The following is a 13349-nucleotide window of genomic DNA, read 5'->3' on the forward strand; positions in this document are numbered from 1 at the left end:
CCGGATAGGCAGGTGGCGCTGAGTGGGCAGACGGCTGGGGAACGAACGGTGGTGCAGCTGGGGCGTGCTGGGCGGCGATGGGCCCGGCGGGGGCGGGTGGGGGTTGGGATGGGTGCCAATTGCCCTGCGGCACAGGCTGGATCGGCGGGTTTCCCGCATAGCCGGGTGCAGGCATTGCCGGCGGCTGCGCCGGGGGCTGCGCCGGGTGGGGAAAGGCGCCCGGGGAGACCGGGACCGGCTGTTGGGTGGGCGGGTAGTAAGCCGCCGGGTGGGGCAGGGCGGGTGGGGTGTTGGAGGTGAGGGCCTTGCGGGCGGCCTTGGCGAAGGCGGCACACGAATCGAACCGCGACGCAGGGTGTTTCGCCATGGCGGCGGCCAGGACGGCGTCGAGGGCCGGTGGGAGTGCCTGGCGGCGCAGGGCCAGGGGTGGTGGGTTGAGGTAGAGGGTGCCGCGGATGATCTCGTTGGGGTCGGGTGAGTCGAAGGGGGCGATGCCGGTGAACAGCCAGTACAGGGCGCAGGCCAGGGAGTACTGGTCGGAGCGGTGGTCGAGTTCGGCGCCGGTCATCTGTTCGGGGGACGCGTAGGCCAGCGTCGCGGTGAACATGCCCTGCTGGGTGAGGTGGGTGGAATCGGCGCGCAGGCGGGCGATGCCGAAGTCGGTGAGAAAGACCCGCTCGCCCTGGCCGCCGCCGGATCGGGCCAGCAGGATGTTGGCCGGCTTCACATCGCGGTGCAGCACTCCCCTGCCGTGCGCGTAGTCCAGGGCATCGGCTACCCCTTCGATGATCTGCACGGCCCGCTCGGGCGGCAGCGTCATCGGGTCGACGGTCGCGGCGTCGACCCCGTCGACGTACTGCATGCTGATCCACAGCTGCTCACCCTCGGCGCCACGGTCGAAGACGGTGACGATGCCGGGATGGTCGAGTCCGGCCGCGAGATCGGCCTCCCGTTCGAACCGCGCGCGAATGCGTTCGTCGGCGAACAGGTCCCGGTTGAGCAGCTTGAGCGCGGTCAGCCGGTCCAGCCGCGGATGCCGCGCCAGATACACGGTTCCCATGCCGCCCTGGCCGAGCATCCGCTCGACAGTGAACCCGGCGAACACCTCACCGATGTCGAGCACTGCGACCCCCTTCCGGCGCCTGTGGCGGACCAGCATGGCACCCGCACAGCGGCGTGACCACCTTCATTCGAATTCTCGCCGAAAATCGGTGAAACTTGCTAACTGTCGTCCGGTATCGTCCGGGCGCGCTCGACGAGTAGTTTGCACCGCCGAAGCAGGGCGCCGACGCGCAGTGGGTGGTGGGGAGGATTCGGTGGTGAAGTCGATCGGAAAGGCGGCTGCCTTGCGCGGGCTGCTGCACAGTGCGGTGCTGGCATCGGCCGCACTGTCTGCCGTCTCGTGTGCCATGCCTGGCACCCAGGCGGCCGTGAGCGCTCCGACGGTGACCGTGAACAGCGAGGACGCCTGGCACCCAGGCCTGTCCATCATGCTGCCCGATTCGCTGGCCGCGGAGTTCACCCAGTTGCAGTCGCGGCTGCCTGGACAGGTCGGCATGGCGCTGATGCCGGTCGGCGGCGGCCGGATGACGATCTACGGCGACTGGACCACCGGCATCGCCTGGTCGACGATCAAGGTGCCGCTGGCCGTCGCCGCGCTGCGCCACGATCAGGACCAGTCGATCTTCGAGATGGTGCAGGCCGCGATCACGGTGTCGGACAACGACGCCGCCTACGGGCTGTGGGAATCGCTGGGTGACGGGGAGGAAGCGGCCGAGGCGGTGCAGCAGGTGCTCGACGAGGCCGGTGACATCTCCTCCCCCGGCAAGGAGAGCCTGCGCACCCACCTCGACTACACCGCCTTCGGCGGCACCGAATGGTCGCTGGCCAACCAGGTCCGGTTCGCCTCGCGCCTGCCGTGCCTGCCGCAGACCGAGGTCGTCACCCAGCTGATGGGCGAGATCACGCCCGACCAGGGCTGGGGTCTCGGCCTGCTCGACGACACCGAGTTCAAGGGCGGCTGGGGTCCCGACGACGACACCGGGGTGTACACGGTGCGCCAGTTCGGGCTGGTGCCGGTCGGCAGCGGTCAGCTGGCGGTCGCCCTTGCCGCACAAGCGGATTCGGGCACCTTCGACGACACCACCGCCCTGCTGGACCGGATGGCACTGCTGCTTGGCCGGCATCTGCCGGAGCTGCGCGGCGGCGTCTGCCCGCGCTGAGCGACCCCGCTCAGCCGGGGACGACCAGGCCCGATTCATAGGCCAGCACCACCGCCTGGGCCCGGTCGCGCAGGCCGAGCTTCGAGAAGACCTTGGAGACATGGGTTTTCACGGTCTGCTCGGCCACGAACAGCGCCTCGGCGATCTCGGTGTTCGACAGCCCCTTGGCGACGAGTTCGAGCACTTCCCGTTCGCGCGGGGTGAGCGAGGTCAGCGCGGGCGCGGCGGGCGTGCGCACGGTGTTGCGCCTGCGCGTGACGTCGGCGATCAACCGGCGGGTGATGGTCGGCGCCAGCAGCGCCTGGCCGTCGGCGACGACGCGCACCGCCCGCACCAGTTCCTCGGCGGGCGCGTCCTTGAGCAGGAACCCGCTCGCGCCCAGGCTCAGCGCCTCGTAGACGTAGTCGTCGATGTCGAAGGTGGTCAGCATCAGCACCCGCACCGGCGGATCGAAACCGGCGGCCAGGATCGCGCGGGCGGCCTCGAGCCCGTTCATCTCCGGCATCCGCACGTCCATCAGGACCACGTCGGGCCGCAACCGCTTGGCCTCGGCCACCGCGACCCGGCCGTCGGGCGCGTCCCCGATGACGCTGATGTCGGGCTGGGCTGCCAGCAACGCGCCGAAACCCTGCCGCACCATGGCCTGGTCGTCGGCGATCAAAACGGTAATTGCCACTCGACCACCCTAGTGTGCGCCGTCGCGTAGCGGTCCACAGTCTTTCGCGCATGGCCGAAGCGGAGGTACACCTGGTGGGCGCAGACGCGAAGCGTTCCTCGGTCTTTCGCGACGGAGGTACTCCTACGTGGTCGGCAGTTTCGCCGAGACCTCGAAGCCGCCGTCGCGGGTGGGGCCCGCGGCGAGTGAACCGCCGACCGCCTCGACCCTGGTTCGCATGCCATCGATGCCGTGCCCACCACCCGCACCGGGACGCGACGGGGTAATCGACGGCGCGTTGCGCACAGTCACCGTCACCGCGTCGGGAGCGACAGCGACGGCGACGAGCACCGGCGCACCGGGCGCGTGCCTGGCCGAGTTGGCCATCGATTCCTGCACCACCCGGTAGACCGTCAGCCCGGTCGTCTCGGGGACCGCCTCGAGCTCACCGGCCACGGTCCATTCGACCGGCAGACCCGCACGCTGCGCGGACGCGCACAGTTCCGGCACATCCACCGCCCGCGGCTGGGGCGCGTGCTCGGGCAACTGCCCGTCGCTGCGCAGCACCCCCAGCAACCCGCGGATCTCGTTGAGCGCGGTGCGAGCGGTGGCGCCGATCGACTCGAACTCCGTGCGCGCCGCCGGGTCCAGATCGGTGATCCGGTAGGGCGCGGTCTGGGCCTGCACCACGACCATCGACATGTGGTGGGCCACGACATCGTGCAGGTCACGGGCGATACGGGCCTTCTCCTCGAGGATGGCCCTGCGCGCGCGTTCGAGCTCGGTGACTTCCTCCTGCCGTTCCAGCTTGCGGCGCGAGGCGACCACGATGCGCAGCAGATAGCCGAACAGCGCCAGCGCGCCGAAACCGACAACCCAGCCCCACAGCGGGCCGTCCGCCGAACCCGGCATGGTGGTGGAAAACAGCATCGACTGCGCCGCCCAGGCCACCACCACGATCGGCACCGCGGCCCGCAGCGCCACCGCGAACAGCAGCACGAACAGCACGATGACGTGCACCACCTCGAACGGCAGATCGTTGTCCGGCAGGGGCTGGAGGATGACCGAGAACAGCAGCGCCGCGCCCGCCGAGATGGCCCAGCCCAGCGACGGGTTGACCCGCACCAGCAGGATCGGGAACGCCGCGAATGCCGCCAGCAGCGGTGCCAGGCCCGCGGCCACGTCGTGGGTGACGAACAGGGTCGGCCAGGCGACGCTGTAGAGGGTCAGCGCGACCGCCACCGTCGCGAGGTCGAACCAGGTGCGCGCGCTGATGCGGCGCGTGGCGGGGCGCAGTTGTCCGGACATGGCTCGAGCCTACGAACCGTCCGGTCAGCGGACCTCATACCGCCGACCGATTTCGCACCCCCTACCCTGGTGTGACCCCGGCGCCGGGTCACCCGCCCGCGCGCCCCGAGAACCGGTCCACAGCGGGATGCCCGCCGCCGGACCCGCTCCTTACCGTCGGAGGCCATGAACACCCCGCTTCGCCCGGTACCCGCCGCTCGCCGTGCCCGTACCGCAGTCTCCGCCTCGTCGAACACCGGCAGCCCGGCCGAAGCCGCGCACCGCCGCCGCAGTGGTGTCGCCCTGTGCACCGCGGGCCTGGCCATGGCCGCCGCCGTCGTCATGTCGGCGCCCGGCGCCATGGGCACCACGCCAGGTGGTGGCACCGAGAACGCGGCCGCCGCCGCCGTGGTCCGCGCGCTCACCGACGACGACCCCGACACCACCGCGCTGATCCCGCGTGACTTCGGCTACAAGTTCGGCTACGACCCGGCCCGGCAGGACGGCCTGCTGGTGAACCCGAACGGCAGCTGCTCCTCCCCGGTGACGTTGCCCGCCGAGTTCGGCCCGGCCTGCATGGCGCACGACCTCGGCTACGACATGCTGCGCTACGCCGAGCGGGTCGACGAACCGCTGGGCCCCTGGGCCCGGCGCTCGGTGGACGCGGCGCTGAACCGGCGCATCCACGCGGCCTGTGAGCTGCGCGACGACGAGTTCTCCCGGGCCCGCTGCGGCGTCATGGCCGATATCGCGTTCACCGCGGTCGACGTGAACTCGCGCAGGCAGGAGTACGGCGCCCCGGTGGTCGAGAACGTCTTCGCGGAGACCGACCCGGCCGACCGGCCGAACCTGTGGCCGCTGGCGCGCACCGTGCTGGGTTTGTTCGCGGTGACGGCGGCCTCGGCGGTCATCATCGACGCGCTGCGCAAACGGCGTCGCCGCCTCGTCTGAGACGCTTGCCGAAAACTAGAACATGTCCTAGTTTTCACGCATGGCCCTCACTATCGACGAAACGATCGAGATCGACGCCCCCGCCGAGAAGGTGTGGGAGGTTCTCACCGATTTCGGTCGCTACGGCGAATGGAACACCTTCTGCTACGAGGCGGCGAGCACGCTGGAGCCGGGCTCGCCCATCGACATGCAGGTGCGGCTGGGCGGCAACCGCCGTCCGCAGCGGGAGTGGATTCGCACGCACACCCCGGGCGTGGAGTTCAGCTACACCATGAAGCCGGTGCCGCTGGGCACGCTGCACAGCCTGCGCTCACACACCGTGGTGCCGCTGGGCGCGGACCGCTGCCGCTACGAGTCGCGGTTCACCCTCGCCGGCTGGCTCAGCCCCGTCGTAACCCTCGCGCTCGGCAAGCACCTGCGCGCCGGCTTCGCCGCGATGACCGCAGGCGTCGGCAAGCGGGCGACCGAGATCTGAAAAACGGGGTGCGCCAGGCCGATTCGGCCCAGCGCACCCCGCTGCGTGGTGTCGCTAGACGCCCGCGGGCACCGGCAGCGCACCGCGCGCCGCCTCGTAGGCCGCGCCCACCCGGTACAGGCGGTCGTCGGCCAGGGCGGGCGCCATGATCTGCAGGCCCACCGGCAGGTTGTCGTCGGCCGACAGTCCCGACGGCACCGACATGCCGCAGTGCCCGGCCAGGTTGGTCGGCAGCGTGCACAGGTCCGACAGGTACATGGCCAGCGGATCGTCGACCTTCTCGCCCAGCTTCCACGGGGTGAACGGGCTCGTCGGCGAGACCAGCACGTCGACCTGCTCGTAGGCCCTGTCGAAGTCCTGCGCGATCATCGTGCGGACCTTGAGCGCCTGACCGTAGTAGGCGTCGTAGTAACCGGCCGACAGCGCGTAGGTGCCGATGATGATGCGGCGCTTCACCTCGGGGCCGAAACCGGCCTCGCGGGTCAGCGACATCACCTGGTCGGCGCTGTGACTGCCGTCGTCACCGACGCGCAGGCCGTAGCGCATCGCATCGAAGCGCGCCAGGTTCGACGACACCTCCGACGGCATCACCAGGTAGTACGAGGACAGCGCGTACTCGAAGTTCGGGCACGACACCTCGATCACCTCGGCGCCCAGATCCTTGAGCACCGCGACCGCGGCGTCGAAGGAGCTGAGCACGCCGGGCTGGTAACTGTCGGAATGCAATTCACGCACCACACCGACGCGCACACCGGTCAGGTCACCGTTGGCGCCCTGTCGCGCCGCCTCGACCACGGGCGCCACCGGCACGTCGCGGGAGGTGGAGTCGCGCGGGTCGTAGCCGGCGATCACCTCGTGCAGCAGCGCGGTGTCGAGCACCGTGCGACCACACGGGCCACCCTGATCCAGCGACGACGCGCACGCGACGAGGCCGTAGCGCGAGACCGTGCCGTAGGTGGGCTTCACGCCGACCGTCGCGGTGACCGCGGCGGGCTGACGGATGGAGCCACCGGTGTCGGTGCCGATGGCCAGCGGCGCCTGGAACGAGGCCAGCGCCGCCGCCGAACCGCCGCCGGAACCACCGGGGATGCGGGTGGTGTCCCACGGGTTGCGGGTCGGGCCGTAGGCGGAGTTCTCGGTGGAGGAGCCCATCGCGAACTCGTCCATGTTGGTCTTGCCGAGGATCGGGATGCCCGCGGCGCGCAGCCGGGAGGTGACCGTCGCGTCGTACGGCGACATCCAGCCCTCGAGCACCTTCGAGGCGCAGGTGGTCGGCATGTCGGTGGTGGTGAAAACGTCCTTGAGCGCCAACGGAACTCCCGCCAGCGGCGAGGCCGGGGTCTCGCCCGCGGCCAGCGCGGAGTCGACGACGGCGGCCGCGGCCAGCGCCTCGTTCCCGGCGACGTGCAGGAAGGCGTTGAGCTCACCGTCGACCGCGGCGATGCGATCCAGGTGCGCCTGGGTGACCTCGGTGGAGGACACCTCGCCGCCGTGGATCTTGGCCGCCAGCTCCGCCGCCGACAGCGTGGTCAACTCACTCATTCGCCCTCTCCCAGGATCTGCGGGACCAGGAAACGCTGTTCTTCCACGGCGGGCGCCTGGTCCAGCGCCTGCTCGGGAGTCAGACCCGGCACGACCACATCGGGCCTGGTCACATTGGTCGTCGGGTTCGGCGACGCGGTGGCGGGGACGTCGGCGGCGACCTCGGAGATGGTCCGCACGTGGCTGAGGATCGAATCCAGCTGACCGGCGAACTGGTCGAGTTCGGCGTCGGTCAACGCCAGCCGGGACAGCCGGGCGAGGTGAGCGACCTCGTCGCGGGAGATTGCGGGCACCGCGGGACCCCTTTCGGCTTCGGTGGGCAGTAGTGGCTACAGCCTAGTCAGGGGGCCGGGCGGGGTCCGACGGGGTAGGACGCACCTGCCTCGCGCGAAAGTTCGCGCATGTCGGGCCGTTGGGGTCATACTGCGAGTCGTGCAACCCGCGTTCAGGGGTGTAAGTATGGCGTCACCGGGTAATCGACTCGAACAACCCCGGCCCTAGGAAAGGAACGCACGTGTCATTCCTGCTCCGCGTGCAACTTCCGGATCGACCGGGAAGCCTCGGTTCCCTCGCACTCGCCCTCGGCGGGGTCGGCGCGGACATCCTCTCGCTCGATGTCGTCGAACGTGGCGCCGGTTTCGCGATCGACGATCTGGTGGTCGAAGTTCCTACCGGCGCACTGCCCGACACCCTGATCACCGCCGCGGAGTCCGTGCACGATGTGATCGTCGACTCCATCCGCCCGTACTCCGGCGTGCTGGACACCCATCGCGAGCTCGAGCTGATCGACCAGGTCGCCAGCGCCCGTGACGACCGGCTGCAGGTCCTCGTCGACGGGGTGCCGCGCGTGCTGCGCGTGGGCTGGTCGACGATCATCGGGATGGGCCCGGCCGGCGCCTACCGCGTCGTCGGCAGCCCGAGTGCCCCTGAGACACAAGCGGGTTCGGCGCCGTGGATGCCGCTGGAGAAGCCGGCGTGGCTCGACGGCGAGGCCGAGTGGGTGCCGCAGATCTGGCGTGACATGGACACCAAACTGGCGGCAGCGCCGCTCGGCAACTCCGGTCGGTCGCTGTTGCTCGGCAGGCCGGGCGGACCGGACTTCCGCCCGTCGGAGGTCGCCCGCCTCGGCTACCTCGCGGGCATCGTCGCCACTGTTCTGCAGTAAGGCCTAGGCGAGTGCCAGGCGCATGACGTAGAGCGGCAAACCGTCGTGCGGGGACCAATTACGTTCCGGCACAGCGACGAAGCCGAGACGTTCGTAGATGCGGTGCGCGTCGACCATGGTCGCCATGGTGGTGAGGGCGACCGCCTCGTACCCGCCCGCCCGCGCCTCGGCGACGACCGCGCGGACCAGCGCGGTGCCCGCGCCGAGCCCGCGGGACCGCTTCGCGACGGCGAGCATGCGGAACTCGAGTTCGCCGGGACGGGCGATCTCGGCATAGCGGGTACCCGGCTTCGCGACGGTCAGCGAGCCCGCGATCTCGTCGTCGTCGACGGCGACGAGGACTTGCGCTTCGGTGGCGCGATGGGCGACGTCAGCCAGTTCGGTGACGTAGTCGTCCTCGGGTGAGACGTAGCCGTCGCCGACGTACACGTCGACGGTCAGGGCGGAGATCGCGTCGTATTCGCTGGGGTGTGCGGTGCGGATCTCGAGGCCGGTGCCGGGGGTGAGGGCTGAGGTGCCGTGCATCTCGGAATGATCTCACCCGCACCGCTGTGAGCTCGCCCTCACCCGCGAATCGGGCCGCCGGTGAGGCCGCGGCTCACGACCCCAGGTAGGGCCGCAGGCCGGGATGATCGGCGACCCAGTTGTCCGGGTTACGCGGCGGGTAGGCGACGAGGAGCTGGTCACCGATCGCGGGCCAGTGGGCCGCGTCCCAGGCGAAACGGCGATAGACCACGACCCCGGTGACCGACGGGCCGGTCAGCGTGCCGGTGATGGTGACGTAGTGCTCGCCGGTCATGGCGGGCAGCGCGCTGACGCCGGTCACGTAGAGCGACCCGTGTTCGAGGCTCGCTCCCCCGCCCTTCCCGGAGCGGGCGGCCACCACCGCGCCGATCGTCACGACCAGCATCGTCACCATGGCCGCCGCCATCACCACTTCGAGCATGCCCCCATGCTAGGCGTACCTCCGCCTACGCTCCGGCCGTGCGCGGGTCTGTCGACGGCTTCGCCGACAGCGCCCATCATGCCTGGCACGAACGGCCGCGCGCCCGCGTCACAGTGGCGTGAGCTCGCTGACGCCCTGCTCGCGGCGCAGCTGCCAGACCGCGCTGCGGGTGCGCTGCGATCGGCCGTTGCCGCGATCGATCAGCGCGCGGTTAGCGGTGGTGTAGATCAGTTGTGCGCCACGGGCATTCGTCTCCGGGTTCTGGAACAGCTGGACGAGCCGGTCGGTCTCCTCCACCGGCAGGCCGGCGCCCAGGTCGTCGACGGCCAGCACCTGCCCGGTGTCGAGCGCCTCCAGCATGGCGGGCAGCACCCGCAGCAGCGAGCGGGTGGCGGTGGACGCGTCGGCGAGCTCGAAGGGCACATCGATCCCCTCGTGCACCAGGCTCAGCCCGGGGCCGCGGCGATCCACCATCCGCCGGTACAGCGCGTCCCGTGCGGCGCGCAGCGTACTGAGCTCGCGTTCCAGCAGGATCGGATCGCCACCATGGTCGAGTTGTGCTGCCAGCGCACCGATCTCGGCATCCAGATCACGCAGGTAGTCGGCGTACATCGGATCATGTTCGGCGACAAGCAGATCCTCGATACCCAGATCCGCTGTACGCAACAGCATCAGCAGCCGCGCGGCGTTGTCGGGCGAGCGCGAGATGTGGCTGCCGAGATCGTGGGCGAGTTCGTCGCCGCCCGCCTCGCCCTGCTGCACCTGCAGGTTCGCCGCGAACCAGCGATAGGCGGGCACCAGCGCCTCGGCGTACATCTGCCCGGCCAGGCTCAGCAGCAGGGCATTGGGCCGCACCAACGGCACCAGCGCCGCCACACCGTAGCGAGCCGCCTCGAACATCGGTCCGATCTTGATCTGATCACCGGTGCGTTCGAACACGATCCGCTTGCGTGAGCGCGGATGCGTGTAGAGCCACTCCGCGATCACATCGGCATTGTCGAGCCGGAAGCCGTAGGTGTAGGGCACGCCTTCGGCCACGAACCCCGCCACGAATTCGGTAGGCCGATCCGCGAATCCGAGATGCGGCCTGCGCACCGGCCCCGCATACGGGTCCCAGCCGCTCACCGAATGCAGGACCGCGTCCCGCATCTGCGCGAGCGCGTCGACCAGGCTCGTCTTCCCCGAGGCGGCCACGCCGTGTATCGCGGTCACCGGCACCGCCACCGGCCCACCGACGCCCTTACTGAGCCGCAATTGCTGCGCCTCGGCCAGCGATCGGTGGTTCGTCACCTGAAAACTACGCAGCACTGAGCTCGTCCGCCTCTCCGAGTCTTTTGGCCAGACTAAGGGACGTAAGGGCTCGTCGACGCGGCAGGCGATGGGGTACGTGGCCGGGTCAGCCCGTACCCGGCGAGTTACCCATGTTCTCGCCGGGTGGGTCCGCTAGCTGCTCAGGTCCCGGAACCGCTGCACCGCCAGCGGGAAGAACACCGCGACCAGGGCCACCGGCCAGAGGACCGCGAGCAGTTCCGCGTTGGCCGCGGCCAACGAGTCACCCGCCGCGACGGGGTTGCCGAACAGCCCGCGCACCGCGGTCGCCGTCGCCGACATGGGGTTCCACTCGACGACCGCGCCCAGCCACGACGGCATCGATTCGGGCGAGGCGATGGCGTTGGAGAGGAAGCCGACCGGCCAGACCAGAATCTGGACCGCCTGCACCAGTTCCGGTTTGCCCGCGACCATGGCCAGATAGATGCCCATCCACAGCATCGCGAACCGGAGCAGCAGCAGGAGCCCCACCGCGCCGAGGAACGCGGCGACGCCGCCGTGCCAGCGCCAGCCGATCGCGTACCCGACCGCGATCATCACCGTCAGCCCGACCGCCGACTGCAGCATGTCGGCGATGCTGCGGCCGACCAGGACCGCGGCCGAGTTCATCGGCATCGAGCGGAACCGGTCGATGACACCCTTGTTCAGGTCCTGGGTGACCGCGAGCATCGTCGACTCGAGGCCGAAGGCCATGGTCATCGTCAGCATGCCGGGGACCAGATAGTCCTTGAAGTCGCCGTCGATGCCACGGCCACCACCGATCAGGTAGCTGAACATCAGCAGCAGCATCACCGGGAAGACCAGCCCGACGACCAACTGCACGGGCTGGCGTGCCCAGTGCGCCAGCTCGCGCCTGGTCATCGTCCACGAGTCGGCCACCGCCCAGCTCAGCGTCGAATCCCTCTGCCACGTCGTGCTCATGCCGCGTTCTCCTTCGTCATATGCAGGAAGACTTCGTCGAGCGTCGGGCGCCGGACCGCGATGTCCTCCGGCTCGATCCCGTTCGCCGCCAACGCCCGGACGGTCTCGGTCAGGGCCGCCATCCGGTCGCTGACCGAGGCGCTGACCATCCGCCGGTCCTCGTCCACCACGGCATCGCCGGGCAGCAGCGAGGCCGCGAGCGTCAGCTGGGAAATGTCGTGCAGGACCACGTCGATGCGGTCGCCGCCCGTCTTCGACTTCAGCTCGTCGGCGGTGCCCTCCGCGATGACTTTGCCGTGGTCGATTACCGAGATCCGGTCGGCCAGCTGATCGGCCTCCTCCAGGTACTGGGTGGTCAGCAGGACGGTGGTGCCGCCGTCGACCAGCGATCGCACCGAGTTCCACACCTCCGTGCGACCGCGGGGATCGAGCCCGGTCGTCGGCTCGTCCAGAAAGAGCACCTGTGGCTGGGAGATGAGCGAGGCCGCGAGGTCGAGCCGCCTGCGCATGCCGCCGCTGTACTGCTTGACGGCCTTCTTTCCGGTGTCCCCAAGGCCGAACCGCGCCAGGAGCTCGTCGGCTCTGACGCCGGCGCGGCGCGCGCCCAGGTGATAGAGGCGCCCGAACATCTCCAGGTTCTGCCGCCCGCTGAGCTCCTCGTCGACGGCCGCGTTCTGCCCGAGCAGCCCGATCCGGGAGCGCACCCGGTCGGCGTCCTCGCGCACATCGAGGCCCGCCACCTCTACCCGCCCCTCCTCGGGACGCAGCAGTGTCGACATGATGCGCACGGCCGTGGTCTTGCCCGCGCCGTTCGGGCCGAGCACCGCGTGGACGGTACCGGCCCGGACAGTGAGATCGAGGCCGTCCAGAGCCCGCTTGGCCCCGTAGTTCTTCCGCAGGCCTTCGACGACGATCGCCGGATCGTGGTCAGTCACTTCAGCCCCTCCATCACTCATTGATCAAACTTGACTAGACGGCCAAGGTACGACTCCCGCGCCGATTAGTCAAACTTGAATACTGCTAGTTTGGTCAAAGTTGATCAGAAGGGAGACGTCCATGTCAGCGATCCGCCTGCTCGTCCTCGGCGCGGTCCGGCAACACGGACGAGCACACGGCTATCAGGTCCGCAACGACCTGGAATTCTGGGGCGCCCATGAGTGGTCCAATGCCAAGCCCGGCTCGATCTACCACGCGCTCAAGCAGATGGCCAAGCAGGGACTCCTCGTCGAACACGAGGTCGCGCCCAGCACCGTCGGCGGCCCACCCCGCGTCGAATACGAGATCAACGACAAGGGCACCGAGGAGTACTTCACCCTGCTGCGCCAGGCCCTGACCTCCTACGACCAGAAGATGGACATGCTCTCGGCAGCCATCGGCTTCATCGTCGACCTGCCCCGCGACGAAGCCGTCACCCTCCTCCGCCAGCGCATTGCCGGGCTCGAACAATGGCGTGCCTCGGTCACCGAGTACTACACGCCGGAACAGGGCCCCGGACAGCTCGGTCACATCGGCGAGATCATGAACATGTGGGTGCACTCGGCCGACAGCGAAGCGGCATGGACCCACGGCCTGATAGACCGCATCGAAGGCGGCGCGTACGTTTTCACCGGTGAGGGTGACCCGTTCGTCGGTGTACTCGCCGACGATGAGCCGAACCCGTTCGCGACAGGACCGCATCCTGCGGACTCCCGCTGACGCTCCCTGCGAATCAATACCCTTGCCCTGCAGGTTCACACCCACGGTCGGTGGCAGTAGCCGGGCGTGTCCGCCTGCGACGCACTAGCATGCGGGGCACACCCCCACCGGCCGGGCGACGGGCCCGCGGCGACGAGACGGGTGGGTGGCCCGCATGTGTG

Annotated in this window: 15 protein-coding genes; 5 read left to right on the forward strand and 10 right to left on the reverse strand. The window is 69.7% G+C overall.

Annotated features, from left to right (window positions below; genetic code table 11):
* Positions 1–1123 (reverse strand): serine/threonine-protein kinase (locus ACFWPJ_RS10805; protein ID WP_378849600.1); only part of this gene is annotated, 1123 nt, incomplete at its 3' end.
* Between the two features lie 196 nt (positions 1124–1319).
* Between ACFWPJ_RS10805 and ACFWPJ_RS10810 the strand changes: the two genes are divergently transcribed.
* Positions 1320–2222, forward strand: coding sequence for a hypothetical protein (locus ACFWPJ_RS10810; protein WP_378849602.1), 903 nt, complete (start codon positions 1320–1322; stop codon positions 2220–2222).
* A 10-nt stretch (positions 2223–2232) separates the two neighbouring features.
* Here the strand turns inward: ACFWPJ_RS10810 and ACFWPJ_RS10815 are convergent, their stop codons facing one another.
* Together ACFWPJ_RS10815 and ACFWPJ_RS10820 are read right to left on the reverse strand one after the other, a co-directional pair.
* Positions 2233–2898: a response regulator gene (locus ACFWPJ_RS10815; RefSeq protein WP_378849603.1), complete on the reverse strand. Its 666-nt coding sequence runs from the start codon at positions 2896–2898 to the stop codon at positions 2233–2235.
* A 123-nt stretch (positions 2899–3021) separates the two neighbouring features.
* Positions 3022–4185: a sensor histidine kinase gene (locus ACFWPJ_RS10820; RefSeq protein ID WP_378849605.1), complete on the reverse strand. Its 1164-nt coding sequence runs from the start codon at positions 4183–4185 to the stop codon at positions 3022–3024.
* Between the two features lie 165 nt (positions 4186–4350).
* Between ACFWPJ_RS10820 and ACFWPJ_RS10825 the strand changes: the two genes are divergently transcribed.
* Both ACFWPJ_RS10825 and ACFWPJ_RS10830 read left to right on the forward strand, forming a co-directional pair.
* Positions 4351–5115, forward strand: a complete 765-nt coding sequence (locus ACFWPJ_RS10825; protein WP_378849606.1) for a hypothetical protein — start codon at positions 4351–4353, stop codon at positions 5113–5115.
* A gap of 40 nt (positions 5116–5155) precedes the next feature.
* Positions 5156–5590 (forward strand): SRPBCC family protein, encoded by a 435-nt coding sequence (locus tag ACFWPJ_RS10830; RefSeq protein ID WP_378849608.1) that lies wholly within the window; start codon positions 5156–5158, stop codon positions 5588–5590.
* 54 nt (positions 5591–5644) lie between these two features.
* Here ACFWPJ_RS10830 and gatA read toward each other — a convergent pair whose 3' ends face one another.
* Complete coding sequence (gatA, locus tag ACFWPJ_RS10835) at positions 5645–7132, reverse strand: Asp-tRNA(Asn)/Glu-tRNA(Gln) amidotransferase subunit GatA (RefSeq protein WP_378849610.1); 1488 nt, start codon at positions 7130–7132, stop codon at positions 5645–5647.
* Positions 7129–7425: an Asp-tRNA(Asn)/Glu-tRNA(Gln) amidotransferase subunit GatC gene (gene gatC / locus ACFWPJ_RS10840; protein ID WP_067493225.1), complete on the reverse strand. Its 297-nt coding sequence runs from the start codon at positions 7423–7425 to the stop codon at positions 7129–7131. Before gatC ends, gatA begins: the two co-directional genes overlap by 4 nt.
* Before the next feature lie 221 nt (positions 7426–7646).
* Between gatC and ACFWPJ_RS10845 the strand changes: the two genes are divergently transcribed.
* The gene (locus tag ACFWPJ_RS10845; RefSeq protein WP_378849612.1) at positions 7647–8297 is read left to right on the forward strand and encodes an amino acid-binding protein; all 651 of its coding nucleotides are present in this window, start codon (positions 7647–7649) and stop codon (positions 8295–8297) included.
* A gap of 3 nt (positions 8298–8300) precedes the next feature.
* On the opposite strand, the gene ACFWPJ_RS10850 is transcribed toward ACFWPJ_RS10845, so the two are convergent.
* The 5 genes from ACFWPJ_RS10850 to ACFWPJ_RS10870 all read right to left on the reverse strand — a co-directional run bounded on the left by ACFWPJ_RS10850 (position 8301) and on the right by ACFWPJ_RS10870 (position 12428).
* Positions 8301–8822 carry a GNAT family N-acetyltransferase gene (locus ACFWPJ_RS10850; RefSeq protein ID WP_378849614.1) on the reverse strand — a complete coding sequence of 174 codons (522 nt, stop codon included), beginning with the start codon at positions 8820–8822 and terminating at the stop codon, positions 8301–8303.
* A gap of 73 nt (positions 8823–8895) precedes the next feature.
* The gene (locus ACFWPJ_RS10855) at positions 8896–9243 is read right to left on the reverse strand and encodes a hypothetical protein (protein WP_378849616.1); all 348 of its coding nucleotides are present in this window, start codon (positions 9241–9243) and stop codon (positions 8896–8898) included.
* Positions 9244–9351: 108 nt separating this feature from the next.
* The gene (locus ACFWPJ_RS10860; protein WP_378849617.1) at positions 9352–10533 is read right to left on the reverse strand and encodes an ATP/GTP-binding protein; all 1182 of its coding nucleotides are present in this window, start codon (positions 10531–10533) and stop codon (positions 9352–9354) included.
* A 153-nt stretch (positions 10534–10686) separates the two neighbouring features.
* Positions 10687–11493, reverse strand: coding sequence for an ABC transporter permease (locus ACFWPJ_RS10865; RefSeq protein ID WP_378849619.1), 807 nt, complete (start codon positions 11491–11493; stop codon positions 10687–10689).
* On the reverse strand, positions 11490–12428 hold the full coding sequence (locus tag ACFWPJ_RS10870; protein WP_378849621.1) for an ATP-binding cassette domain-containing protein: 939 nt from the start codon (positions 12426–12428) through the stop codon (positions 11490–11492). Before ACFWPJ_RS10870 ends, ACFWPJ_RS10865 begins: the two co-directional genes overlap by 4 nt.
* Before the next feature lie 121 nt (positions 12429–12549).
* Between ACFWPJ_RS10870 and ACFWPJ_RS10875 the strand changes: the two genes are divergently transcribed.
* Positions 12550–13188 (forward strand): PadR family transcriptional regulator, encoded by a 639-nt coding sequence (locus tag ACFWPJ_RS10875; RefSeq protein ID WP_378849623.1) that lies wholly within the window; start codon positions 12550–12552, stop codon positions 13186–13188.
* Positions 13189–13349: the final 161 nt, after the last annotated feature.

It is taken from the genome of Nocardia sp. NPDC058497 (assembly GCF_042720195.1).
GTDB lineage: Bacteria > Actinomycetota > Actinomycetes > Mycobacteriales > Mycobacteriaceae > Nocardia.